Genomic DNA, 24,358 nt, shown 5'->3' on the forward strand with positions numbered 1-24,358 from the left:
AAAACTTAATGAGCAAGCTCTCAGCGGGCCACAACCCGCTTCGCGATGCGGGTGACCGCAGACTCAACAGAATTGCGGGCCCAAGCAGCCTGGTTATTTTTGGTGTTACCGGTGACCTATCCCGTAAGAAGCTGATGCCAGCTGTCTACGACCTTGCCAACCGTGGCTTGTTGCCACCTGGCTTTGCGTTGGTCGGTTTTGCCCGTCGCGATTGGGAAGACCAGGACTTCGAAAAGGTAGTCAAGGAGTCAGTAAAGCAGTTTGCTCGCACGCCTTGGTCCGAGGAAGTTTGGCAACAGTTGGCCACCGGAATTCGTTTTGTTTCCGGTGAATTCGATGACGACGCGTCGTTTGATCGCCTCAAAGAGACCATCGAAGAACTAGATGCCAAGCGCGGAACCAACGGAAACCACGCGTTCTACCTTTCGATTCCGCCAAAGGCGTTCGCTCAGGTGTCGCAGCAGTTGAAGCGCAGCGGACTTGCTGATCCAAAGCCAGACCAGTTCCGCCGCGTGGTTATCGAAAAGCCATTCGGTCACGACCTCCAGTCTTCACGTGAGCTCAATGACGTGGTTGAAACTGTGTTCCCTCCGGACGCAGTCTTCCGCATTGACCACTACTTGGGTAAAGAGACTGTTCAGAACATCCTTGCTTTGCGTTTTGCAAACCAAATGTTTGAACCACTTTGGAACGCCAATTACATCGACCACGTTCAGATCACCATGGCAGAAGACATCGGTGTTGGTGGACGAGCAGGCTACTACGACGGTATTGGCGCTGCTCGCGATGTGATTCAGAATCACTTGTTGCAGCTGCTTGCACTCACTGCAATGGAAGAGCCGGTTTCGTTTGATGCGGCCGACCTCCGTGCAGAAAAGGAAAAGGTTTTGTCGGCGGTTCGACTGCCGAAGGACCTTGGTCGTCACACAGCTCGCGGGCAGTACGCCGGCGGTTGGCAGGGTGGCGAGAAAGTTACCGGATTCCTTGAAGAAGATGGAATGAACCCGGAATCTGTCTCTGAAACCTATGCGGCAATGCGCCTGGACATTAACACTCGCCGCTGGGCAGGTGTGCCTTTCTACCTACGTGCCGGTAAGCGCCTTGGTCGTCGAGTCACCGAAATTGCCGTTGTCTTCAAGCGTGCACCGCAGCAGCTTTTTGCCGAAAGCCAAACATCAGCTCTCGGTCAAAACGCGCTGGTAATTCGTGTTCAGCCAGACGAGGGTGTGACCATGCGTTTTGGTTCAAAGGTGCCCGGTGTTGGTATGCAGGTACGCGATGTGACCATGGACTTTGGTTACGGACACGCATTTACCGAGGCAAGCCCAGAAGCTTATGAGCGTCTAATTCTTGACGTTCTTTTGGGTGACCCACCGTTGTTCCCACGCCACGAAGAAGTTGAGCTTTCGTGGAAGATCCTCGACCCGATCGAGGAATACTGGGCCAAGCAAGGCCAGCCAGAGCAGTACCGCCCTGGAACCTGGGGTCCAAAGTCTGCCGATGAAATGCTTGCCCGAGATGGGCGCGAGTGGAGAATCCCGTGATCGTTGATCTACCAAACACAACCATTAGCAAGGTCTCAAAGCAGATCATCCAGATTCGCGAGCAGGGTGGCGTAGTTGCACTCGGTCGCGTTTTGACGTTGGTTATTGAAACCGATTTTGAGGGCATTGAGCCTGCCATCAAGGCCGCTAACGATGCCTCACGCGAGCACCCGTGCCGCATCATCGTTTTGGCCGATGACAACTCAAACAGCGCTCAGAACGCCAAGTTGGATGCCCAAATTCGTGTTGGCGGAGATGCTGGCGCCTCTGAGGTAATTGTCCTGCGTGCCTTCGGTGAGGCTGCCAGCGACCCTGAGAGCCTTGTCACCGGCCTATTGCTGCCAGATGCTCCAGTCGTGGCCTGGTGGCCTGACGAAGCCCCTGCGAAGGCCGCTGACTCTGCGATTGGTCGAATTGCTACCCGCCGAATCACTGATGCTGCGAGCCAAAAAGACCCACACGCGTTTTTGACCCAACTTGCCAACACCTACACCCCTGGTGACAGCGACTTTGCCTGGACCAGACTTACCCCATGGCGTGAGCAGCTGGCCACCATCTTGGACCAGCCGCCATACGACAAGGTGCTTGGTGTTGAGGTAACCGGCCCGGTGGACTCCCCTAGCGTCGACCTTTTGGCTGCTTGGCTTGGCATTCAGCTCGGAGTTGAAGTAAACCTAATTCGCACACCGGCTGATGACCAAAAGCACGGACTCGTTGGCGTGAAGCTAAAGCGAGCATCAGGTGACATCGAGATCGTTCGCAATGAGCCGGGTGTTGCCACGCTGATTCAGCCATCACAGCCGACTCGCGAGATTTCACTGCCACGTCGGAGCTTGCGTGACTGCTTGATGGAAGATCTTCGCCGACTTGACCCAGATGAAATCTTCGGCAAGATTGTGACTCGAAGCTTCAAAGAGACAACGCCGCGCCCAACCGTCACGGCTGAGCGCAAGGCCACTAACTAATGAGCTCTCGCCCATTTGTTCAGCGTTTCAAAGACGCTGATTCGGTTGCCCGAAACGCAGCTGGAGACCTAATCACCAAACTGGTTCAATTGCTTGAGTCTCAGCCCGAAGCTCACGTCATGCTGACCGGCGGAACCGTTGGAATCGCAACCCTGGCGGCGCTGGGTGAGCACGAAGCTAAGACTTCGGTGGACTTCACTCGTGTCCACTTTTGGTGGGGTGACGAACGCTTTGTTGCCGCGGACAGCGGTGATCGCAACAGCCTGCAGGCCCGCAAGGCGCTCTTGAGCAAAATTAGCGTCGATGAGTCTAAAGTCCACGAGTTTCCTGCCAGTGATGCAGGGCTTTCACTGGATGAAGCCGCACAGCTTTTTGCCCAGCACGTTGATTCGGTTGCACCAAAGTTTGATGTGGTTTTCTTGGGAATTGGCCCAGACGGACACATCGCGAGCCTGTTCCCCGGCAAGCCAACTCCGGCCGCTGGAGTACAAATTATTGCCGAACACGATTCTCCGAAGCCTCCGCCGATGCGCCTGAGCTTTACCTACGACGCACTCAATGCAGCAGATGAAATCTGGTTTGTGGTTGCCGGTGCCGATAAGCAGGATGCCGTGGCTGTTGCATTCGGCGAGGAACCGGAGACTCTGCCGGTTGGTCGCGTTCACGGCTCGGTAGCAACGCGTTGGTACCTTGACAACACCGCAGGAACCAAAGTCTTTGGTTGCTAACGACTTCAGCCAATACTGTTGAAACTTAAATAAAAAATGGACCCGCGAGGGTCCATTTTTTATTACTTGTTGAGTTCTTCTTCAGCCAGTCTCTGCCGGCGTTCGCGGACTGCCGAAACCGCAGAGTCAAGCAACTCGGCTGCCTCTTCTTCGGTTCTACGCTCTTTGACATAGGCCAGGTGCGTTTTGTACGGCTCGTGTTTGGCTACCACCGGTGGGTTTGCTTTGTCGTGCCCAGCTGGAAGACCGCACTTTGGGCAGTCGATTTCCTGTGGAATGTCTTCAAGCGCGATGGCTGAAATGTAGTTTGCGTTGTACTCGTGACCATTTGAACAGTAAAAACTTACTGTGATTCGCCCAACCGCGTGACCGCGATCTACTTCACCCATTGGCCCCGCACCAACGCGTGATCCCCGAATTGAAGAACCCCCGTTAGACATGTTCTAGCTTTAGGCCACTAGGTTGAATCGGGTGAACAGACCTAGGGTGATGATTACAACGACCCAGACGATGCCCAAAATGATGGTGATTCGGTTCAGGTTACGCTCGGCAACGCCTGATGAGTTCATGCTGCTGGTGACACCGCCACCAAACATGTCAGACAGACCGCCACCGCGACCCTTGTGAAGCAAAATCATTAGGGTCAGCAAAAGGCTGGTAATTGCTAGAAGCACCTGAAGTGCAATCTGAAGCGCGAGCATTGGAATCCTTTAGTTTGAGTACTTCTGAAATTATAGAGCGATGTGCTTCTGGAATCGAGCAATGCCGCTGAACTCTTCTGCATCCAAGCTCGCGCCACCGACAAGAACTCCATCAACTTCGGTACTGCGCAGGAAGCCGGCAACGTTTGCTGCCTTGACTGATCCGCCGTAAAGAATTCGGGTGGCCTGTGCAAGTTCGGTACCAAACTCAGCGGCAAGCGCTTCGCGGATTTTGCCGCAGACAGCAGCAGCTTCCTCGGCGGTTGCAACCTTTCCGGTTCCGATTGCCCAGACTGGCTCGTAGGCAATTACAAACTCGCCAAGTTTTTCGTGACCGGCAAGGGCTGCCAAAGTCTGACGAACAGGTACTGCGCTCTGGCCCTCAGACTCAAGTTCTTCTAGTGTCTCGCCGACGCAGATAACCGGGATGATGCCGTGGCGGAAGGCCGCCGCGGTCTTGGCCTGAACGACCTCATCGTTTTCTGCGTGGTACTGGCGACGCTCACTGTGACCGATAAGTACGTACTTTACGTCCAACTTGCCTAGGAATGCACCCGAGATTTCACCTGTGTAGGCACCTGAATCGTGCTTTGAGAGGTCCTGGGCTCCAAGGCCAAGTTCCATTTTCTCTGCATCAATCAGGGTCTGGACACTGCGAATGTCAGTAAAAGGAGGAAACACCACAACCTCAGCCGACTTAAAGTCGTGACCGGCATCACTCAAGGTCCATGAGAGCTTCTGCACCAGGGCGATTGCCTGCTGGTGGTCGAGGTTCATTTTCCAGTTACCTGCAATTAGCGGAACACGGTTTGCCATGGGATTCTCCAGTTGGTTGATGTGAGTTAGAAAAAGATTAGTTGAGGACGTCTAGGCCAGGTAGGTTTTTGCCCTCGAGGAACTCTAGGCTGGCACCGCCACCGGTTGAGATGTGACCAAACTGGTTGTCTTCAAATCCAAGAATTCGAACGGCTGCTGCTGAATCGCCGCCTCCGACAACGCTTAGTCCGTCAACTTCGGTAAGGGCTTTAGCAACGGCGCGAGTTCCGCCGGCAAATTTGTCAATTTCGAATACGCCCATTGGGCCATTCCAAAATACAGTCTTGGCGGCAGCAACCTCAGCTGCGAAACGTGCAGCTGATTCTGGACCGATGTCGAGACCCAGGCCGGTTGAGCCAAACGGAGAAGACTCAATTTCGCTCGCAGCCGTTACAGCCACTTCGGCGTCAGCGCCGAATTTTGATGCAACTACGATGTCGGTTGGCAGAATGACCTCTACACCAAGAGCTTCGGCACGGGATAGGTACTCTTTACAGGTTTCGATTTGATCGACTTCAAGCAGGCTCGAGCCAACCTTGTAGCCCTGAGCAGCAAGGAAGGTGAACACCATGCCGCCACCAACCAAAAGCTTGTTTACGGTTGGAAGCAGGTGATCGATGACACCAAGCTTGTCTGAAACCTTAGAGCCGCCGAGAACCACCGCGTATGGGCGCTCTGGGGTGCTGGTCAGGCGGGTTAGAACGTCTAGTTCTTTCTCAATTAGCAGGCCACACGCGCTTGGAAGGGCCTTGGCTAGTTCAAACACCGATGCTTGCTTGCGGTGGACTACACCGAAACCATCGCTAATAAAGAAGTCACCAAACTCGGCAAGTTTTGCTGCAAAAGCTTCACGCTCTGAAGCATCCTTGCTGGTCTCGGCTGCATTGAAGCGTAGGTTCTCAAGTACTACTACTCCCCCACGAGCCAATGCCTTGACGGCACCCTTGGCTTCGCTGCCGACTGTGTCTGATGCAAAGAAAACTGGCTGTCCAAGTAGCTCACCCAAACGCCTTGCAGCAGGTTCGAGTGAGTACTTGGCATCCGGCGCACCCTCTGGGCGGCCAAGGTGTGAGATAACCACAACCTTGGCGCCCTGGTCGACCAGGTACTTGATGGTTGGAACAGAGGCAACGATGCGACCATCGTCGGTAATTCTGGTTCCATCTAGTGGAACGTTGAGGTCGCAGCGGATTACTACCCGCTTTCCATCAAGATTTGGCAGGTCGGAGAGTTTACGCATTTTGATCTTTCACGGCCCTACTTGAGGGCCACATTTTGTTTGGGGTTTAGAGCTTGCTGGCAACTAGCTCGGTAAGTTCTACCAAGCGGTTTGAGTAACCCCACTCGTTGTCGTACCAAGAGCTGATCTTTACGGTACGGCCGATGACCTTGATTAGGCCTGCGTCAACGATTGATGAGTGTGCATCGGTAACGATGTCGCTTGAAACGATCTCGTCCTCGGTGTACTTCAAGATTCCAACCATTGGGCCAGACTCTGAAGCTGCCTTGTAGGCTGCCTTGATTTCCTCGACGGTTACATCGGTCTTTGAAACCAAGGTTAGGTCGGTGATCGAACCGGTTGGAACTGGAACGCGAAGTGCGTATCCATCTAGCTTGCCCTTTAGTTCAGGAAGAACTAGGCCAATTGCTTTAGCAGCACCGGTTGATGAAGGAACGATGTTGATTGCAGCTGCGCGTGCACGACGAAGGTCGCCGTGAGGGCCGTCCTGAAGGTTCTGGTCAGCGGTGTAAGCGTGAACAGTGGTCATCAGACCGTTCTCAATACCGAACTTGTCGTTGAATACCTTTGCGAACGGAGCCAAGCAGTTGGTGGTGCAAGAAGCGTTTGAGATGATGTGGTGCTTCTCTGGGTCGTATAGGTGATCGTTTACACCTAGAACGAAGGTTGCGTCCTCGCCGGTTGCAGGTGCAGAGATTAGAACCTTCTTGGCGCCAGCTGCGATGTGAGCCTTTGCTGCTTCCGCATCGGTGAAACGACCGGTTGACTCGATAACGATGTCAACGCCAAGGTCTCCCCAGCCTAGGTCTGCAGGGTTGCGCTCAGCAAGCACCTTGATGACCTGACCGCCAACGATGATGTTCTGGCCGTCAACTGAAACGTCCTGAGGTAGACGACCGGTTACTGAGTCGTACTTAAGCAGGTGAGCTAGTGACTTTGGGTCACTTAGGTCGTTTACTGCGACGATTTCCAGCTCGGTGCCCTTTGCCAATGCTGCACGAAGGTAGTTACGACCAATACGACCGAAGCCGTTGATTCCAACACGAATAGCCACTTAGTTCTCCAGGGAGTTAGGCGCCACAAATTGACGCGTGTTTTGATTAGTTATTTCGGTGCTATTTGCCACGCGTCTTTGGGTGGAAAAACTCTTATCAGAATAGCAGTAGACCGTCTGTTTTCGTGCGTGCGGCTTCGAAACGTGCCTGAATATCAGACCAGTTGATGATGTTCCAGAAAGCCTTTACATAGTCGCCCTTGACGTTCTGATAGTCGAGGTAGAAAGCGTGCTCCCACATGTCAAGCATTAGCAGCGGGACGGTGGTCGGGATGACGTTGCCCTGCTGGTCGTATAGCTGCTCAATAATTAGGCGCTGACCGACTAGGTCCCAGGCTAGGAATGACCATCCTGAGCCCTGAATTCCCATAGCTGACGCGTTGAAGTGTGCCTGGAACGCCTCAAAGGAGCCGAAAAACTCGTCGATTGCTGCAGCCAACTCACCCTCTGGGCGATCTGTGTTTGCTGCGGTTAGGTTCTTCCAGAAGATTGAGTGGTTGATGTGACCACCAAGGTGGAAAGCCAGGTCCTTCTGAAGCTTGTTTACCCAGGTGAAGTCGTTCTTAGCGCGAGCTTCTTCAAGAAGGTCAAGAGTCGCGTTGGCGCCGGCTACATAAGCAGCGTGGTGCTTCGAGTGGTGCAACTCCATAATCCGAGCCGAAATGCTTGGTTCAAGTGCTGAATAGTCGTAGCTAAGTTCTGGCAAAACGTACTTGGTCATTGGTTTCTCCTCGTTGGGTTTATAAAAAGCCTAGTCAAATTTGGGGTCAGGTTATTCCTGAGTTTTACTCGTCGAGTTCCTCAGGTAAAAAGGCGTCGGTCGCTGGGATGCCAAGGTCTTCAGCACGCTTGTCGGCCATCGCCAGCAGACGGCGAATTCGACCCGCAATAGCGTCTTTGGTCATAGCCGGGTCAGCCAGGTGGCCCAGCTCATCAAGGCTGGCCTGCTTGTGCTTGAGTCTCAACTGGCCAGCGTAACGAAGGTGCTCGGGAATGTCTTCGCCGAGAATCTCAAGGGCTCGTTCCACGCGGGCTCCGGCTGCAACGGCGGCCTGTGCGGAGCGGCGAAGGTTTGCGTCGTCGAAGTTTGCGAGTCGATTGGCAGTTGCCCGCACCTCTCTCCGGAGGCGCATTTCTTCCCAGCGCAGTACCTGCGTGTGTGCACCCATCTGGGTAAGCATGGTGGCAATGGCCTCACCCTCACGGACGGTGACTCGGTAAACACCGCGTACCTCGCGGGCCTTTGCCGTGACACCCAATCTGCGGGCAACGCCAACCAGAGCCATTGCAGCCTCATTGCCTGGGGCGGTAATTTCTAGTGCGGCCGAGCGGCCTGGGTCGGTTAGTGAACCGTGTGCCAAAAATGCGCCACGCCAAACCGCCTGCGCTTCTTGGATTGAACCTGAAACCAAATTGGCAGGCAACCCTCGCACTGGGCGCCCCCGCTGGTCTAGAAGGCCGGTTTGACGAGCCAAAACATCACCCTGGTGCAAAACTCGGATTTGGTAGCGACTGCTTCGACGAATCCCTGAAGGGGAAATCACTGCCATCTCGCTGTCGATGCCGAAAAGGTCAGTTAGGTCTTTGCGAACGCGGCGAGCAATTTGGGCAGTGTCGAGCTCGACTTCAACCGCAACCCGCCCAGAGATTAGGTGAAGGCCGCCTGAAAATCTCAGAATTGTGGACAGCTCTGCCACCCGCACCGAATTTTTTCCGATTTCGAGTCGCGCGAGCTCATCCTTGAGGTCAGCCGTAAGTGCCATTGTTATTCCTTGCCTAGGTCGCGGTGCTTGACCGTCACTGAAACATCTGGGATTTTATTCAATTCATCAGCTATTGCCCGCGACATTGCCACCGATCGGTGCTTGCCACCGGTGCAACCAATCGCGATGGTTGCGTAACGCTTGTTCTCGTTGAGGTAGCCGCGTAGAACCGGTTTGAGCGCAGCCACGTAGTTGGTCACAAATTCTTGGGCACCAGTCTGGCTCAACACAAAGTCGCTTACCGCTGTGTCTTCTCCGGTAAATGGTCTCAATGATTCTTGCCAAAACGGATTCGGCAGGAACCTTGCGTCGGCAACCAGATCGGCGTCAGAAGGTAAGCCGTATTTGAAACCAAAAGACATCACGTTGATTTGAAGTTTTGAGGACTGCTCAAGGGTGAATCCCTCGGCAATCTTGTTTGAAAGCTGATGAATGTTGAGGTCGCTGGTATCGATGACCACATCGGCCGATTCCCGAAGGCTCAATAGTCTGACGCGTTCCTCTGCGATGCCATCCAGGATGGTTCCGCTCCCCTGGAGCGGGTGTGGACGCCGCACCGATTCGAACCTCTTGACCAAGGCTGAATCGGTTGCCTCTAGAAAGAGCACCCGCAGGTTAAGGCTTCTGCTGCGAAGTGAGTTCAGGTGAGTTTGAAGTTCTGAGAAAAACTCGCCGCCGCGAACATCGATAACCACAGCCAAGCGTGGCAACGGAGTTTTGGTCAGGGTAAAAAGGTCAGCAATCGGATTCAACATCTGTGGAGGCAAATTGTCGACCACGTACCAGCCAAGGTCCTCGAGGGCCTTGCCCACTGTGGAACGACCCGCACCAGACATACCGGTGACGATTAGTAGTTCACGCCTTTTATCTGAGTTCAAAACACCCTCCCCTCGGTTGAAATTGAAGTCGAAATAGCTGAGTGCATCACAGTCTATCGAAGTGCGACACGCCGAAGAGTGTTTTTAGATTTCTAGGCGATTAACTATCTCTTGAGCCAACACGGGGCCGATGCCAGCTACCGAAGATATTTCGTCTGCGCTGGCCAGCTTGAGCCTTTTTGCTGACCCGAAGTGCTTCAGTAAGGCCGAGACGCGTTTCTCACCGAGGCCAGGAATCTCGGACAGTTCGGTCGCGATACTGCTTTTACGTTTTTGCCTCTGATAGGTGATGGCAAAACGGTGCGCCTCATCTCGAATTCGCTGAAGTAGAAACAGTTCGTCGGTCGCACGCGGGAGAATAACTGGGTACTCCTCCCCCGGCCGCCAAATCTCTTCAAGACGTTTTGCGAGGCCAACTACGGTCAGCCCTGGAACACCTGAATCGTTGATAGCCCGCTGCGCTGCATTAACCTGCGGAAGCCCTCCATCAACTATGAGTAATGACGGAAAGTAACTAAATTTTGTTTCTTCCGCTGCATTGGCCTGAGGTTCGCGAAGATATTTCAGTCGCCTGGAGACCACTTGATAAATGGACTCAGTGTCATCGGTGGTGTTCTCAATCGAGAAGCGTCGGTAGTGGTCCTTCTTCGGCAGGCCATCTTCGAAAACGACCATCGATGCAACCACGCCGGTGCCACCTAGGTGTGAAACGTCAAAACACTCAATTCGCAGTGGCGCATCCGCAAGTTGTAGTGCCTTTTGAATGCCCGCCAGCGCATCTGCCCGCGCGGTGAAGTCCGCAGACCTTCGAGTTTTGTAGAGCATGAGCGAGTGCTTGGCATTGGTCTCAGCGGTTGTTGCCAAGGCGGCTTTATCGCCACGTTGGGCAACCCTTAGTTCAGTTTTAGTTCCGCGCTTAGCCGAGAGCCATCGGGTTAGATCCTTGGCATCATCAGGTAACACGGGAACCAATATCTCGCGTGGAATATCGACCGGTTCTGCATCGATGGAGCCGGTGTACACATTTTGAAGGACGTACTCGACAAGTTCTGGAAGGGTTCGTTCGAGTTCTTTGTCGACCACCCATCCGCGCACACCACGAATTCGGCCGCCTCGAACTATGAATTGCGAAACTGCAGCGGCCAGCTCGTCATCAGCGATTCCAAATAAGTCGGCGTCCGTTTGATCGCTAAACACGACAGTACTTTTCTCTAGCACCCGCTCGAGAGCACCGATGTTGTCGCGCAGCCGACCGGCGAGCTCATACTGTTGGTTCTCGCTCGCCTCAAACATCCGCTTGCGAAGCGTCTCAACGTGCTGAGTGTCTCCGCCCGACATGAAGTCAATAAATTCTTTGGCTATTGCCCGGTGCTCGCTCTTAGTTACTCGGTCTACGCAGGGGGCCGCGCATTTGCCAATGTCTCCTAAGAGGCAGGCCCGATTGGAAGCCTTGGCACGCTGGTAAACGCCTTTGGTGCAGGATCGAACCGGATAGACCTTCAGCAGGGTATCCAGGGTCTCCCGAACAGCCCAGGCCTGTGTGTAGGGGCCGAAGTACTTGACTCCCTTCAGGTCGCGCGTGCGAGTAATGAAGGCCCGAGGAACCTCTTCTCCAATGGATACGCCAAGGTACGGGTAGGTTTTGTCATCTTTGAAGCGAACGTTGAAAGGTGGGTCATATTCCTTGATCCAGGTGAACTCAAGCTGAAGCGCCTCGTACTCGGTTTTGACAATAGTCCACTGCACATCAGCGGCCGAAGTCACCATTCTTCGGGTTCGTTCGTGAAGGCTATCTAACGGGCCAAAGTAGTTGCTTAGTCTGGCCCTTAGGTTTTTTGCCTTACCCACGTAAAGCACACGGCCGCTGGCATCAAGCCAACGGTAAACCCCGGGATTAGTTGGTATCTCGCTAGTTTTTGGCCGAAACGAGAGCTCATTGGCCATTAGCTGAGCAGCTCCTTGAGGAATCCGCCTGTGAATGATTTCTGGTTAGCTGCTACCTGTTCTGGTGTTCCGATGGCAACCACTTGACCACCGCGTGATCCGCCCTCTGGGCCCATGTCAATAATCCAGTCGGATGACTTGATTACATCCAGGTTGTGTTCAATGACTAACACGGTGTTGCCCTTTTCAACCAGACCATTCAGCACCAATAGGAGCTTTCGAACATCCTCGAAGTGGAGACCGGTGGTTGGTTCATCCAAAACATATATGCTTCGGCCGTTAGATCTGCGTTGCAGTTCGGTGGCCAGCTTGACACGCTGGGCCTCTCCGCCTGAGAGGGTGGTTGCACTCTGGCCGAGGCGAACATAACCCAAACCAACTTCGACAAGAGTCTCGAGGTATCGGGCGATTGAGCTTATCGGTGCAAAGAATTCAGCGGCTTCGGCGATTGGCATTTCAAGCACCTCGGCGATGTTCTTGCCCTTGTAGAGAACCTGGAGCGTCTCACGGTTGTAGCGCGCGCCGTGGCAAACCTCGCAGGCCACGTAGACGTCCGGCAGAAAGTTCATCTCAATTTTCAGGGTTCCGTCACCCGAGCAGGATTCACAGCGCCCACCCTTTACGTTGAACGAGAATCGACCCTGCTGGTATCCCCTGGCTTTTGACTCTTGGGTCTCAGCAAACAGCTTTCTTATGTGGTCGAAAACACCGGTGTAGGTTGCCGGATTTGAACGTGGAGTTCGACCAATTGGGTTTTGGTCGACGTGCACAACCTTGTCGAGAAGTTCGATTCCCTCGATGCGAGTGTGACGGCCAGCTACGCCCTTGGCTCCGTTCAGGCTGTTGGCCAGAACTTCGTAGAGCACGTCGTTGACCAGCGAGGACTTTCCTGATCCGCTGACACCCGTCACCGCAGTCAGAACGCCCAGAGGGAATTCCACGTCAACATTTTGCAGATTGTTTTCGCGTGCACCGACTACCTTCAACTTGCGCTTTGGGTCAATTGACCGGCGCTTCTTTGGCGTAATGATGGCCTCACGTCCGGACAGGAATGCACCGGTTAGCGAGTTTTGATTATTTAGCAGGGCTGCATAAGGGCCACTGTGAACCACCTCACCACCGTTAACACCGGCACCTGGGCCAATGTCGACCACCCAGTCAGAGGCCTTGATGGTGTCCTCGTCATGTTCGACAACAATCAAGGTGTTGCCAAGGTCTCGAAGTTTAATCAGGGTGTCGATGAGTCTGCGATTGTCGCGCTGGTGAAGACCGATCGAAGGCTCATCGAGAACGTACAAAACACCGGTTAGGCCAGAACCAATTTGCGTAGCCAATCGAATGCGCTGCGCCTCACCGCCCGAAAGCGAACCGGCGGCGCGCTCCAGTGATAGGTAGTCGAGACCGACGGCCATCAAAAAGTCCAACCTGGCCCTGATTTCGCGAAGGACCTGAGCCGCAATTTTTACGTCGCGCTCGTCTAGAACGATGGTTTCGAAGAACTTAACCGCTTCACCGAGGCTCATCGCGGCTACGTCGGCAATGCTTACGCCAGCCACCTTTACAGCCAGAACTTCAGGCTTGAGGCGTTGTCCAGCACATGCTGGACAAGGAATTTCCCTCAGAAAACCTGACCATTTAGCCCTGGCGTAGTCGTTTTCAGACTCAAGGTATTTGCGCTCGATATAGCCCAAAACACCCTCGAATCCGGTGGTGTAGCGCAGTTCGCGTCCATACTTGTTCTTCCACTTCACCTGAACATCGAAGTTGTTTCCATGGAGAACGGCCTGCTGAACCTCTTCGGGAAGCTTCTTCCAAGGGGTGTCAAGCGAGAACTCCAGGTCGTCGGCTAGACCTTCAAGCATTCGCGAGAAATAGTGAAACAAACCCTTTCCCTGGGTCGACCAAGGCAGGATTACTCCCCCATTAATGCTTGCGTCTGGATCACCGATGACGAGTTCGGCGTCTACCGCCTGCTTTACTCCGAGGCCAGAACATTGAGGGCAAGCACCGAACGGGGCGTTGAAGGAGAAAGTTCTAGGTTCAATCTCGGTGAGGCTTAGCGGGTGTTCATTCGGGCACGACATTTTCTCACTGAAAACCCGGGTCTTCCCCGGTCCAGCCGGCTCGTCGACAAGGTCAACAAGGATGCGCCCTCCGGCTAGTTTGAGGCCGGTTTCGACCGAATCAGCTAGGCGACCAATAATCTCTGGCTTTGCCACCAGTCGGTCGATGACTACTGAGATGTCGTGCTTGAACGTCTTCTTTAGTGGTTTGGCGTCAGCTAGCTGCACAATCTCGCCGTCAACCACAGCGCGGGCAAAACCTTGCCCGTTAAGCTCTTTGAACAGATCAACGAACTCGCCCTTTTTTTGGTCGACTATTTGGGCAAGAATCTGAAACCGAGTGCCCTCAGGTAATTCAAGAATTTGGTCGACAATCTGTTGCGGGGTCTGCTTGACAATCTTCTCGCCGCATTCGGCGCAGTAAGGCACACCGACGCGAGCCCAGAGCAGGCGCAAGTAGTCGTGAATCTCGGTGATGGTTCCAACCGTTGACCGAGGGTTTCGATTTGTGGACTTCTGATCGATCGAAACTGCCGGGCTCAAACCCTCTATAAAGTCAACATCTGGTCGGTCAACCTGACCCAGAAATTGTCTGGCATAGGCCGACAGCGATTCAACGTATCGACGCTGACCCTCAGCAAAGATGGTGTCAAATGCCAACGATGACTTACCGGAACCACTTAGTCCAGTGAAGACAACCATGGCGTCACGGGGCACCTCAAGATTCACGTTTTTAAGATTGTGAACTCGAGCACCCTTGATGACGAGCTTGTTTTCGTGGCTTATCGGTGTAATCGGCATCTTTGAAGTTTAACCTTGCTGTAGTTCTGGCACGTCTAAACGTGTCCAGCTTTTTCCATTTGCCGAAGCTCATGTTTGAGTTCAGATATTTCATCTCGAAGGCGAGCAGCTAGTTCAAATTTGAGTTCGACGGCGGCTTCTTTCATCTGCGCATCGAGGTCCACGATGATTGAGAGTATTTCTTCCTGGGCCATGGACGCGATGCCCTTGCGTGATTTAACCGGAATCACCGATTTACCGTCACGGGTCTTCTTCTTGCTGGCCTTCTCGAGCAGTTCGGCAGTGTCCTGCTCTTCGCGCAAAATCTGATCGGTGATGTCAGCAATTTTCTTCCGCAGTGGTTGCGGGTCCACGCCGTGAGCCTTGTTGTAGGCAACCTGCTTGGCTCGCCTTCGATTGGTCTCTTCGATCGCCCGCGCCATTGAATCGGTGAGGTTGTCGGCATACATATGCACTTGGCCGTTGATGTTTCGTGCAGCACGTCCAATGGTCTGAATGAGCGACGTCGTCGACCGAAGGAAGCCCTCTTTATCTGCGTCCAAAATGCTGACCAGTGAAACTTCGGGTAAGTCCAAGCCTTCCCTGAGCAGGTTAATTCCGATCAGGACGTCGAAGACACCACTGCGTAGTTCGCGAAGCAATTCCACTCGGCGCAGGGTGTCGACATCGGAGTGTAGGTAGCGAACCCTGACTCCAGCCTCGGTCAAGAAATCGGTAAGTTCTTCTGCCATCTTCTTGGTGAGAGTAGTCACCAAGACTCGCTCGTCTTTGGCCGCACGTATACGAATCTCTTCGAGCAGATCATCGATTTGACCCTTGCTCGGCTTGATCACAATTTCTGGATCAATCAGACCGGTTGGGCGAATAATTTGTTCGACGATCCCGGCCCCGAGGTTCATTTCGTACTTGCCTGGGGTGGCGGATAGGTAGACCGTCTGGCCCACTCGCTCCTGAAATTCGCTAAATTTTAGCGGTCGATTGTCAAGTGCCGAGGGCAGGCGAAAACCATACTCGACTAGGTTTCGCTTGCGGCTTGAGTCACCCTCATACATGGCACCGATCTGCGGCACCGTCACGTGCGACTCGTCGATGACGGTAAGGAAGTCTTCTGGGAAGTAATCCAAGAGGCAACTAGGTGCCGAGCCTGGCTCTCGCCCGTCGATGTGCCGAGAGTAGTTCTCGATGCCCGAGCAGAATCCAAGTTCGTTGATCATTTCTAAGTCAAACGTGGTTCTCATTTTCAAGCGCTGAGCTTCGAGTAGCTTGCCCTGGCTCTCTAGCTCTTTGACGCGCCAAACTAACTCTTCTTCGATACCCTCGATGGCTTTACCCATGCGGTCTGGCCCAGCCATGTAGAGGGAGGCTGGGAAAATCGAAACAGCCGATTCTGTTTTCGCAATCTCGCCTGTAAGCGGAAACAGCGAGTAGAGAGCCTCAATTTCGTCACCGAAGAATTCGATGCGAATTGCCATCTCCTCGTTCACCGGGATGATTTCGATGGTGTCACCCTTGACCCGGAAGTTTCCGCGTGAAAAATCGATGTCGTTACGGGCGTACTGCATAGAAACGAATTTGCGGATTAGGTCATCTCGGTCAATTTGTTGCCCAACCTGAAGTGAAACCCGAGAATTTAGATACTCCTCAGGAGCACCGAGGCCATAAATGCAAGAAACAGTGCTCACTACAACTACATCGCGGCGACTCAACAAACTTGTGGTTGCCGAGTAGCGAAGGCGCTCAACTTCCTCGTTGATTGAGGAGTCCTTTTCAATGAATGTATCGGTCTGAGCCACATAGGCTTCTGGCTGGTAGTAGTCGTAGTAACTTACGAAGTACTCAACGGCATTATTTGGCAACAATTCACGGAATTCATTGACCAGCTGAGCGGCCAAGGTCTTGTTGTGAGCCAAGACCAAGGTTGGCCGCTGCACGGCTTCAATAAGCCAGGCGGTAGTGGCGGATTTACCAGTTCCGGTAGCACCGAGCAGTACAACGTCCTTCTCGCCGGCATTTATCCGAGCGGCAAGGTCAGCAATTGCGGTTGGCTGGTCGCCCGAGGGTGTGTACTCGCTAATCACCTGGAAAGGTGCAAAAGATCTGGTTGCTTCCATGTCGATATGCTCAAGCAGAAAACTTGGCTGAGGCTTCCCGTTCGATTCGGTGCCATAGCAGCTCGGCATCCTTGAGGAGCAAAATGAGATCTTGGTTTGAGTTCAAAATCACGTCAGCAACATTGGCTCGTTGCGCTGGGCTGGCTTGAGAGGCGATGCGTGCGGCAGCCTCCTGCTGACTAAGGCCACGAATCTTGACTAGCCGATCGAGTTGTTTCTCAATCGGGGCTTCAACGGTCACAACAAGGTCAAACGGTAGGTCAACCGAGGCTTCTACTAATAGCGGCACGTTGTAGACAACGATTGAGTCCTCTGGAAATGCAGCTACGCGCTCCTTGGCCAGAGTCTTAACGATCGGATGCACAATCGCCTCCAACTGTTCACGCTTTTCTCGGTCGTTGAACACAAGTTCACCCAGCGTCGAGCGATTTAGCGTTCCGTCAGAGTTGAAGACCGAGCTGCCGAAAACGTCGAGTATCTTTGCCGCCCCGGGCGTTCCCGGTGCTACTGCCTCGCGAGCAAGAGCGTCGGCATCAACTTCGATCGCGCCCTGTCGAGTCCAGAAATCAGCAACCGTTGATTTTCCGGCCGCTATTCCCCCGGTTAGGCCAACTAAGTACATGACTCTAGCCTAAACAAAAATGGAGGCCGGCCATTCGGCCGACCTCCATTTTTAGAGCAGTTGTTACTCTGCGCTCTTTAGCTTGTCGCGAAGAGCTGCAAGTGACTCATCTGATGCCAGGGTGCCTGACTCTGATGACTCGCTTGAGTAGCTGCTTGAAGATGCTGCTGCTGATGCCTCTGGAGCCTCAGGAAGCTTAGCTGCTGCCTCGTTTGCGGCTGCAACCTGCTTCTTGTGCTCTTCCCAACGGGCGTGAGCCTCAGCGTATTCCTTCTCCCACTTGGTGCGAGCTTCCTCGAAGCCTGGCTTCCACTCGTTGGTGGTTGCGTCGAAGCCCTCTGGGTACTTGTAGGTACCGTTCTCGTCGTAGTCTGCAGCCATACCGTAAAGCGCTGGGTTGAAGTCGGTGCCCTCTGGGTCTACCTCTTCGTTAGCCTGCTTTAGTGATAGCGAGATGCGGCGGCGGTCTAGGTCGATGTCGATGACCTTGACGAATACGTCCTGGTTCACTGAAACAACCTGCTCGGCTAGCTCGATGTGCTTTGAAGAAAGCTCTGAGATGTGAACAAGACCCTCGATACCGTCTGCAACGCGAACGAATGCACCGAAAGGAACCAGCTTGGTTACCTTACCTGGAGCGTACTGTCCGATTGCGTGGGTGCGAGCGAATACCTGCCATGGGTCTTCCTGGGTAGCCTTTAGCGATAGTGACACGCGCTCGCGCTCCTGGTCTACCTCTAGAACCTCAACAGTAACTTCCTGACCGATCTCAACGACCTCTGAAGCGTGTTCAATGTGCTTCCATGAAAGCTCAGATACGTGGACTAGACCGTCTACGCCACCAAGGTCAATGAATGCACCGAAGTTTACGATCGATGAAACAACACCGGTACGGATCTGGCCCTTAGCGAGGTCAGCTAGGAAGGTGCTGCGTGAAGCAGACTGTGACTCTTCAAGCAGAGCGCGACGTGAAAGAACAACGTTGTTGCGGTTCTTGTCTAGCTCAAGAATCTTGGCTTCAACCTTCTGGCCTAGGTATGGGCCTAGGTCGCGAACGCGGCGAAGCTCGATGAGCGATGCAGGCAAGAAGCCACGAAGGCCGATGTCTACGATCAGACCACCCTTAACAACTTCGATAACCACACCATTGACGGTGCCGTCTGCTTCTTTGATCTTCTCGACGTCGCCCCATGCGCGCTCGTACTGTGCACGCTTCTTTGAAAGGATTAGACGGCCTTCCTTGTCTTCCTTCTGAAGAACAAGTGCCTCTACTGCATCGCCAACGCTAACGATCTCTGATGGATCTGCATCGTGGCGGATTGAAAGTTCACGAGAAGGGATTACACCTTCAGTCTTGTAACCGACGTCAAGTAGAACTTCGTCGCGGTCGATCTTTACAACGGTTCCGGTGATTAGGTCGCCGTCGTTGAAGAACTTCAGAGTTGCTTCTACAGCTGCAAGGAAGTCTTCTGCAGAACCGATGTCGTTTACAGCGATCTGCTTGGTTGATTTGGTGGTCATATTTATTTTTACTCTTAACGGGCAATTCTCTGGTCGCGTCAGAACATCCTTGGCTTTTCCAAGGAGTCTGATCCGACAATGGATTTAGTGCGTAGGAAAATACACACCTTCTAATCCTAGCGTTTCTGAAGGCTAGTGGCCAGCTTGATCCCAGCTCTTTCCGATACCAATTTGAACTTCTAGCGGCACCGAAAGTTCGACAACATTAGCCATTTTGTCTGTAACCATGGCCTTGAGTCTTTCTAGCTCTCCGGTTGCCACTTCAAAGACCAATTCGTCATGCACTTGCAAAAGCATGCGGCTCGCAAAGCCGTCGGTCGCCAGAGACTCAGAGATCTGGTTCATGGCCAGCTTCATGATGTCTGCCGCGGTTCCCTGGATCGGTGCGTTCAGGGCGGCTCGTCGTGCGTTTTCACGTACCTGGAAGAGCTTGCTGTTTAGGTCTTCGAAAGGGCGACGACGGCCAAAGGTGGTCGCCGTGTATCCGAGGGTTTTTGCTTCATCAACCACAGAAGCTAGGTACCGCCGCACTCCCCCGAATCGGGCAAAGTAATCGGCCATCAATTGCTTGGCCTCGGCGTTTGGAATGCGCAACTGCTTAGCCAGTCCGTACTCGCTGAGTCCGTAGACCAAACCGTAGCTCATAGCCTTTACCTTTGAGCGCATCGCCGAGGTAACCTCGCTTGGCGCAACGCCGAAAATGCGAGCACCGACAAATCGGTGAAGGTCCTCACCAGTTTTGAAGGCTTCGATAATGCCCTCATCCTCTGACAGGTGTGCCATGATGCGCATTTCGATCTGCGAGTAGTCAGCAGTCAAAAGGGTCTCAAAACCCGCACCAACCACAAAGGCATCGCGAATCTCGCGCCCGCGCTCACTCTTAATCGGTATGTTCTGGAGATTAGGGTTTTCTGAGGAAAGACGACCGGTCGAGGTGCCGGTCTGAACATAATTTGTGTGAATGCGGCCGTCTGCCCCGATTGCCTTCAGCATGGTTTCTACAATTTGACGGATCTTGGTGACTTCGCGGTGTTCAAGCAATCGCTCGAGAAACGGGTGTTGGGTCTGTTCAAACAATTCGTTTAGTGCGGCTGCGTTTGTCGAGAATCCAGTTTTGACCTGCTTGGTGCCGGTCATTCCCAGTTCATCAAACAAGATTGTCTGCAACTGCTTGGGCGAGGCAAGGTTAACCTCCCGCCCGATAATGGCGTAGGCCTGCTTTGCAATCTCGGCCACCTCTGCGGAAAGTCTTTCAAACAGAGCCTGCAGTTTGGCCTGATCTACCGCAACACCCAGGTGTTCCATTTGGGCCAGCGACCGAACCGTAGGTAGCTCAACCTTGGCATATACCCTGAGCTGATTCTGCTCCTCGAGCAGTTTGAACAGTTTTGGGCTCAGCAGGCTAGTCAAAAATGCATCGAGGGATACATCGGTGGCTTCGTCGGCGATCAACTGATTTGGGTCTGAGCGCTTAACCACCATTCCCAGATGCTCAAGAGCCAGTTCGTCAAGACTGAAATTCTTACCTACCGGGTTCAGCAGATATGCCATCAGGAGCGGGTCGTAGTCCACGCTGCTCGCAGTCAGGCCAAGATCCAGCAGGCGTTTATTGACATCCTTAGCGCCGTGCAGCGCCTTGGCCACGGTTGGGTCGGCAAGCCAACCGCCGAGCACGTTCTGCAACTCTTCAGAGCTGGTTGGGGCCCATAGTTTTCTGAGCGCCTCGGTTGCAAAACCAATATTGCTCACGGCATCGTTGGCAAATTCAAAGGCCACCCCGATAGTGCCGTGCTGCTCTTTTAGCCAAGCAGTCAGCTCATCAGAGCCAACCACTGAAACCTCCGGCACTGATACCTCATCGAAAACAGCTGTTGGGGTAGCAAAAGCCTCGTTGAAGGCGCTTACTGCAGACGATGTTCCGGTTGCCTCGGATTTCGAGCCGTTGCTGGTCTGTGAACCATTGGCTCCACGGAGTTTGAGAACTCGCTCAGTGAGTGACTTGAACTGCAGTTTGGCAAATACTGCGCGAACCTGTTCCTCGTCTACTGCTCCAAGGCTCAGGTCATCCTGGGTGAAGTCAAAGTCAAGGTCGCGGACCAGATGGTTCAAGCGGCGATTGCGGACCGCAAGTTCACGGTGTTCTCGGAGGCTCTCGCCAACCTTTCCAGTAATTTGCTCAGCAGCGGCCAGGACACCCTTGAGGTCTCCGTGTTGCTGCAGCCACTTGGCCGCGGTCTTTGGGCCTACGCCCGGAATGCCCGGCAGGTTATCGGAGGTCTCGCCAACGAGTGCTGCTAGATCTGGGTATTGCTTGGCATGAATTCCGTACTTCTCCAGAACCGCAGCGTCGTCCATTCTGGCCAGATTCAGCACACCCTTTACCGGATACAAAATTGTGGTGCGTTCGCTGATTAGTTGGAAAGTGTCGCGGTCACCAGAAACCACGTAAACATCGAAGCCCTTATCGGCACTTTGATCGGCGAGACTAGCGATGATGTCGTCAGCCTCGAAATTCGGACGAGTAATGGTCCGGATGTTCATCGCGGCCAGCGCTTCTTGAAGCAGCTCGGTTTGCCCGACAAACTCCGGCGGGGTTTCTCCGCGGGTGCCCTTGTACTCGGGATACTCCTCGGTGCGGAATGAGCTTCGGGAAAGGTCGAACGCAACAGCCAAGTGGGTAGGTTTCTCTGCCTGCAGAATGTTTAGCAGCATCGAAATAAAGCCGTGAACAGCGTTGGTGTGCTGCCCATCCGAAGTCTTGAAGCTATCTGGGCTTAGTGCGTAAAAAGCACGAAATGCCAGTGAATGCCCGTCGATTAGCAGGAGGGTAGGCTTTGGATTAGCGTTCATAGAGGCAAGCCTACTTTGCCTAAACCTTCAGCCAAGGAGCAATCGGTGTCTTCGGAATCAGAAAAGTACAGCCAGGCCGCACAGGAGTTACTACAGTTGCGTGGTCTGGGCGCGCTAGCCGAAAAAATGGGAATTGAACTACTGGAACTTTCCGCCGAGCGGGCAGTTGCAACTATGCCGGTTGAAGGCAACACACAGCCTCTAGGCGTGCTCCACGGAGGCGCTCACGTAGTGCTGGGTGAGAGCTTAGGGAGCTTTGCTGCAAACGTTTGGGCGCACCCAGACAAAGTTGCCATGGGTATTGAGGTAAACGCCAGTCACAGTCGGCCGGCAACCACTGGCAAAGTTATCGCTGTTTGCACCGCACTAAGTCTTGGCAAAACCCTTGCCACACATGAGATTGTTATTTCAGATGAGCAGGGCCGAAGGCTCTCAACCGTGCGAATTACTAATTTCTTGAAAGAGAAAAACTAGGCTCCAGTTTTAGGTGTGCCCAGCTGCTCGATAACAGTGGTAGCAACTTCCTGCATGGTCAAACGACGGTCCATAGAAGCCTTTTGAATCCAACGGAATGCATCCGGTTCGGACAAGCCCATCTTCTCGTTCAGAAGACCCTTGGCTCGGTCAACCAATTTGCGAGTTTCAAAACGTTCATTGAGGTCTGAAATCTCACACTCGAGTGCGGTGATTTGAGCGTGGCGACTTAGAGCAATTTCGATTGCTGGCAACAGGTCATTAGGTGTGAACGGTTTCACCACGTAAGCCATTGCACCAGCTTCGCTGGCCCGATCAACTAATTCTTTTTGACTGAACGCAGTGAGCAGAACAATTGGAACTTTGGCATCAGCAAGCTGCTCAGCCGCAGTAATGCCATCCATGTTCGGCATCTTGATGTCCATAACCAGAAGATCAGGCTTGTGTTCGCGAACCAGGGCCACGGCCTGCTCGCCATCGCCTGCTTCGGCTAGTACGTCGAATCCGTGTTCTTTCAGGGTTTCAACGATGTCCATACGAATCAGAGATTCGTCTTCGGCAACGATTACTGTGCGCTTCTTTGCTGCGTCTGTCATGGCCTCTACCCTATTTCAAAACGCTCAGTTTCATGAACTCGAGTTTCTTCAGGTAGTATTTTCTTTTGTTGCCGGCCGAAGTGGCGAAATGGCAGACGCGGAGCACTCAAAATGCTTTTCCGAAAGGAGTGCGGGTTCAAGTCCCGCCTTCGGCACAAAAAAAGAAATCCCTCAGGAAATTTCCTGAGGGATTTCTTTTTGACTATTTACTCTGGTAACCCTATTTGCTCTGGTAACCCTATTTGCTCTGGTAACCAGGTGCGGCGCCATTTACGGCATCGCCCACGCGGTGAACGCGAAGCGAGTTGGTTGAGCCAGGGATGCCCGGTGGGGTTCCAGCTACAACCACGACTTCTTCGCCGACCTTGGCTAGCTTTTCAGCAATTACGATTTCGTCGACCTGATGCATCATTTCATCGGTGTGCTTTACCGGTGCAACAAGGTAGGTGTGTGCACCCCAAACCAATGACATGCGGTTACGAACGGTCTCACTTGGTGTGAACGCGATGGTAGGAACAGATGAGCGCAAGCGTGATACGCGGCGGAGTGAGTCACCAGACTCGGTAAAAACGCAAACATACTTTGAGCCCAAAAGCTCGGCGATTTCAACCGCGGCTAGTGATACAGCTCCAGAGTGAGTGTGTGGGCGGGTACCCAGTGCTGGAATGCGGTCTAGACCGTTTGCTTCGGTTGACTCGATGATGCGAGCCATAGCCTGTACAGTCTCGACTGGCCACTTACCCACTGAGGTCTCGCCAGAAAGCATCACTGCGTCTGCACCGTCAAGAATTGCGTTGGCAACGTCAGAGGCCTCGGCGCGGGTTGGGCGCGAGTTGTCAATCATTGTCTCTAGCATCTGGGTAGCAACGATTACCGGCTTTGCCCAGCGGCGTGCAAGCTCAACAGCACGCTTCTGAACTAGAGGAACGTCTTCGAATGGAAGCTCAACACCAAGGTCACCACGGGCAACCATGATGCCGTCGAATGCATCGATGATTTCTTCGAGTGCGTCTACAGCCTGTGGCTTTTCAATCTTCGCGATGACCGGCAAGAACTTGCCTTCCTCGGTCATGATCTCGTGAACGCGAACAATGTCGGTTGCATTACGAACGAATGAAAGGGCGATCATGTCGACGCCAAGACGAATTGCCCAGCGAAGGTCCTCTTCATCTTTGTCTGAGAGTGCTGGAACGTTGACCGCAACACCTGGCAGGTTGATGCCCTTGTTGTTTGATACGTAACCAGGAACGTCTACCACGGTGGTAACTGTGTCTTCGGTAACTTCGATGGCACGCAAGGTGACTTTACCGTCGTCAATAAGTAGCAAATCTCCAGGCTTTACGTCACCGCACAGGCCCTTGAAGGTTGTGCCACAAATTTCTTTGGTGCCCTCAACCTCGTTGATGGTGATCTTGAATACGTCACCCTTTTCAAGCATGTGTGGGCCGTCAACAAAGCGGGCCAAACGGATTTTTGGTCCCTGAAGGTCAACAAAGACACCGACTGGCTTGTCTAGGTCGGCAGCGGCCTTGCGAACGGTGCGGTAAATCTCTTCGTGAACGTCGTAGCTACCGTGGCTTAGGTTCATGCGGGCAACGTCGACACCCGCTTCGATGATTGCGCGAATTGACTCATAGGTAGAGGTTGCTGGACCGAGGGTGGCAACAATTTTTGCGCGTCTCATGGG

The 24,358-nt window shown here is 53.4% G+C and carries 20 protein-coding genes and 1 tRNA gene; 5 read left to right on the forward strand and 16 right to left on the reverse strand.

What is annotated here, in order from left to right:
- Positions 1 to 8: 8 nt before the first annotated feature.
- Genes zwf through pgl form a run of 3 tightly spaced genes read left to right on the forward strand, consistent with a single transcriptional unit; the run spans position 9 to position 3,237 of the window.
- Positions 9 to 1,544 carry a glucose-6-phosphate dehydrogenase gene (gene zwf, locus FFA38_RS02935; RefSeq protein WP_138315476.1) on the forward strand — a complete coding sequence of 512 codons (1,536 nt, stop codon included), beginning with the start codon at positions 9 to 11 and terminating at the stop codon, positions 1,542 to 1,544.
- Positions 1,541 to 2,509, forward strand: coding sequence for a glucose-6-phosphate dehydrogenase assembly protein OpcA (locus FFA38_RS02940; RefSeq protein ID WP_138315477.1), 969 nt, complete (start codon positions 1,541 to 1,543; stop codon positions 2,507 to 2,509). Before zwf ends, FFA38_RS02940 begins: the two co-directional genes overlap by 4 nt.
- Positions 2,509 to 3,237, forward strand: a complete 729-nt coding sequence (pgl, locus tag FFA38_RS02945; RefSeq protein WP_138315478.1) for a 6-phosphogluconolactonase — start codon at positions 2,509 to 2,511, stop codon at positions 3,235 to 3,237. Before FFA38_RS02940 ends, pgl begins: the two co-directional genes overlap by 1 nt.
- Positions 3,238 to 3,299: 62 nt before the next feature.
- On the opposite strand, the gene FFA38_RS02950 is transcribed toward pgl, so the two are convergent.
- The 14 genes from FFA38_RS02950 to polA form a co-directional block, all read right to left on the reverse strand.
- Positions 3,300 to 3,677, reverse strand: coding sequence for an RNA polymerase-binding protein RbpA (locus FFA38_RS02950; RefSeq protein ID WP_138275319.1), 378 nt, complete (start codon positions 3,675 to 3,677; stop codon positions 3,300 to 3,302).
- Between the two features lie 9 nt (positions 3,678 to 3,686).
- Positions 3,687 to 3,938 carry a preprotein translocase subunit SecG gene (gene secG / locus FFA38_RS02955; protein WP_138275320.1) on the reverse strand — a complete coding sequence of 84 codons (252 nt, stop codon included), beginning with the start codon at positions 3,936 to 3,938 and terminating at the stop codon, positions 3,687 to 3,689.
- A gap of 30 nt (positions 3,939 to 3,968) precedes the next feature.
- The gene (gene tpiA, locus FFA38_RS02960; protein WP_138275321.1) at positions 3,969 to 4,754 is read right to left on the reverse strand and encodes a triose-phosphate isomerase; all 786 of its coding nucleotides are present in this window, start codon (positions 4,752 to 4,754) and stop codon (positions 3,969 to 3,971) included.
- Positions 4,755 to 4,791: 37 nt separating this feature from the next.
- On the reverse strand, positions 4,792 to 5,994 hold the full coding sequence (locus tag FFA38_RS02965; protein WP_216641753.1) for a phosphoglycerate kinase: 1,203 nt from the start codon (positions 5,992 to 5,994) through the stop codon (positions 4,792 to 4,794).
- Between the two features lie 46 nt (positions 5,995 to 6,040).
- Positions 6,041 to 7,048 (reverse strand): type I glyceraldehyde-3-phosphate dehydrogenase, encoded by a 1,008-nt coding sequence (gene gap / locus FFA38_RS02970; RefSeq protein ID WP_138275323.1) that lies wholly within the window; start codon positions 7,046 to 7,048, stop codon positions 6,041 to 6,043.
- Between the two features lie 97 nt (positions 7,049 to 7,145).
- Positions 7,146 to 7,769, reverse strand: coding sequence for a superoxide dismutase (locus FFA38_RS02975; RefSeq protein WP_138275324.1), 624 nt, complete (start codon positions 7,767 to 7,769; stop codon positions 7,146 to 7,148).
- 64 nt (positions 7,770 to 7,833) lie between these two features.
- Positions 7,834 to 8,811 carry a DNA-binding protein WhiA gene (gene whiA, locus FFA38_RS02980; RefSeq protein ID WP_138315480.1) on the reverse strand — a complete coding sequence of 326 codons (978 nt, stop codon included), beginning with the start codon at positions 8,809 to 8,811 and terminating at the stop codon, positions 7,834 to 7,836.
- Between the two features lie 2 nt (positions 8,812 to 8,813).
- Complete coding sequence (gene rapZ / locus FFA38_RS02985) at positions 8,814 to 9,689, reverse strand: RNase adapter RapZ (RefSeq protein ID WP_138275326.1); 876 nt, start codon at positions 9,687 to 9,689, stop codon at positions 8,814 to 8,816.
- A gap of 84 nt (positions 9,690 to 9,773) precedes the next feature.
- Positions 9,774 to 11,633 carry an excinuclease ABC subunit UvrC gene (gene uvrC, locus FFA38_RS02990; protein ID WP_138275327.1) on the reverse strand — a complete coding sequence of 620 codons (1,860 nt, stop codon included), beginning with the start codon at positions 11,631 to 11,633 and terminating at the stop codon, positions 9,774 to 9,776.
- The gene (uvrA, locus tag FFA38_RS02995; protein ID WP_138315481.1) at positions 11,633 to 14,497 is read right to left on the reverse strand and encodes an excinuclease ABC subunit UvrA; all 2,865 of its coding nucleotides are present in this window, start codon (positions 14,495 to 14,497) and stop codon (positions 11,633 to 11,635) included. The genes uvrC and uvrA overlap by 1 nt, the downstream gene beginning before the upstream one ends.
- Positions 14,498 to 14,532: 35 nt before the next feature.
- The gene (gene uvrB, locus FFA38_RS03000) at positions 14,533 to 16,608 is read right to left on the reverse strand and encodes an excinuclease ABC subunit UvrB (RefSeq protein ID WP_138315482.1); all 2,076 of its coding nucleotides are present in this window, start codon (positions 16,606 to 16,608) and stop codon (positions 14,533 to 14,535) included.
- 10 nt (positions 16,609 to 16,618) lie between these two features.
- On the reverse strand, positions 16,619 to 17,230 hold the full coding sequence (gene coaE / locus FFA38_RS03005; RefSeq protein ID WP_138315483.1) for a dephospho-CoA kinase: 612 nt from the start codon (positions 17,228 to 17,230) through the stop codon (positions 16,619 to 16,621).
- A gap of 63 nt (positions 17,231 to 17,293) precedes the next feature.
- Positions 17,294 to 18,751 carry a 30S ribosomal protein S1 gene (gene rpsA / locus FFA38_RS03010; RefSeq protein WP_138275331.1) on the reverse strand — a complete coding sequence of 486 codons (1,458 nt, stop codon included), beginning with the start codon at positions 18,749 to 18,751 and terminating at the stop codon, positions 17,294 to 17,296.
- A 132-nt stretch (positions 18,752 to 18,883) separates the two neighbouring features.
- The gene (polA, locus tag FFA38_RS03015; protein WP_138315484.1) at positions 18,884 to 21,601 is read right to left on the reverse strand and encodes a DNA polymerase I; all 2,718 of its coding nucleotides are present in this window, start codon (positions 21,599 to 21,601) and stop codon (positions 18,884 to 18,886) included.
- Between the two features lie 126 nt (positions 21,602 to 21,727).
- Here polA and FFA38_RS03020 point away from each other — a divergent pair, with 126 nt between their 5' ends.
- On the forward strand, positions 21,728 to 22,075 hold the full coding sequence (locus FFA38_RS03020) for a PaaI family thioesterase (protein WP_138276046.1): 348 nt from the start codon (positions 21,728 to 21,730) through the stop codon (positions 22,073 to 22,075).
- Here FFA38_RS03020 and FFA38_RS03025 read toward each other — a convergent pair.
- Positions 22,072 to 22,671, reverse strand: a complete 600-nt coding sequence (locus FFA38_RS03025) for an ANTAR domain-containing response regulator (protein ID WP_138275333.1) — start codon at positions 22,669 to 22,671, stop codon at positions 22,072 to 22,074. The two genes, FFA38_RS03020 and FFA38_RS03025, sit on opposite strands and share 4 nt — an antisense overlap.
- A 74-nt stretch (positions 22,672 to 22,745) precedes the next feature.
- Between FFA38_RS03025 and FFA38_RS03030 the strand changes: the two genes are divergently transcribed.
- Positions 22,746 to 22,826, forward strand: a tRNA-Leu gene (locus FFA38_RS03030).
- Positions 22,827 to 22,909: 83 nt separating this feature from the next.
- Here FFA38_RS03030 and pyk read toward each other — a convergent pair.
- Positions 22,910 to 24,355 (reverse strand): pyruvate kinase, encoded by a 1,446-nt coding sequence (pyk, locus tag FFA38_RS03035; RefSeq protein WP_138315485.1) that lies wholly within the window; start codon positions 24,353 to 24,355, stop codon positions 22,910 to 22,912.
- Positions 24,356 to 24,358: the final 3 nt, after the last annotated feature.

Origin of the sequence: Rhodoluna limnophila (assembly GCF_005845365.1) — a bacterium.
In the GTDB taxonomy this organism is placed as follows: Bacteria; Actinomycetota; Actinomycetes; order Actinomycetales; family Microbacteriaceae; genus Rhodoluna; species Rhodoluna limnophila.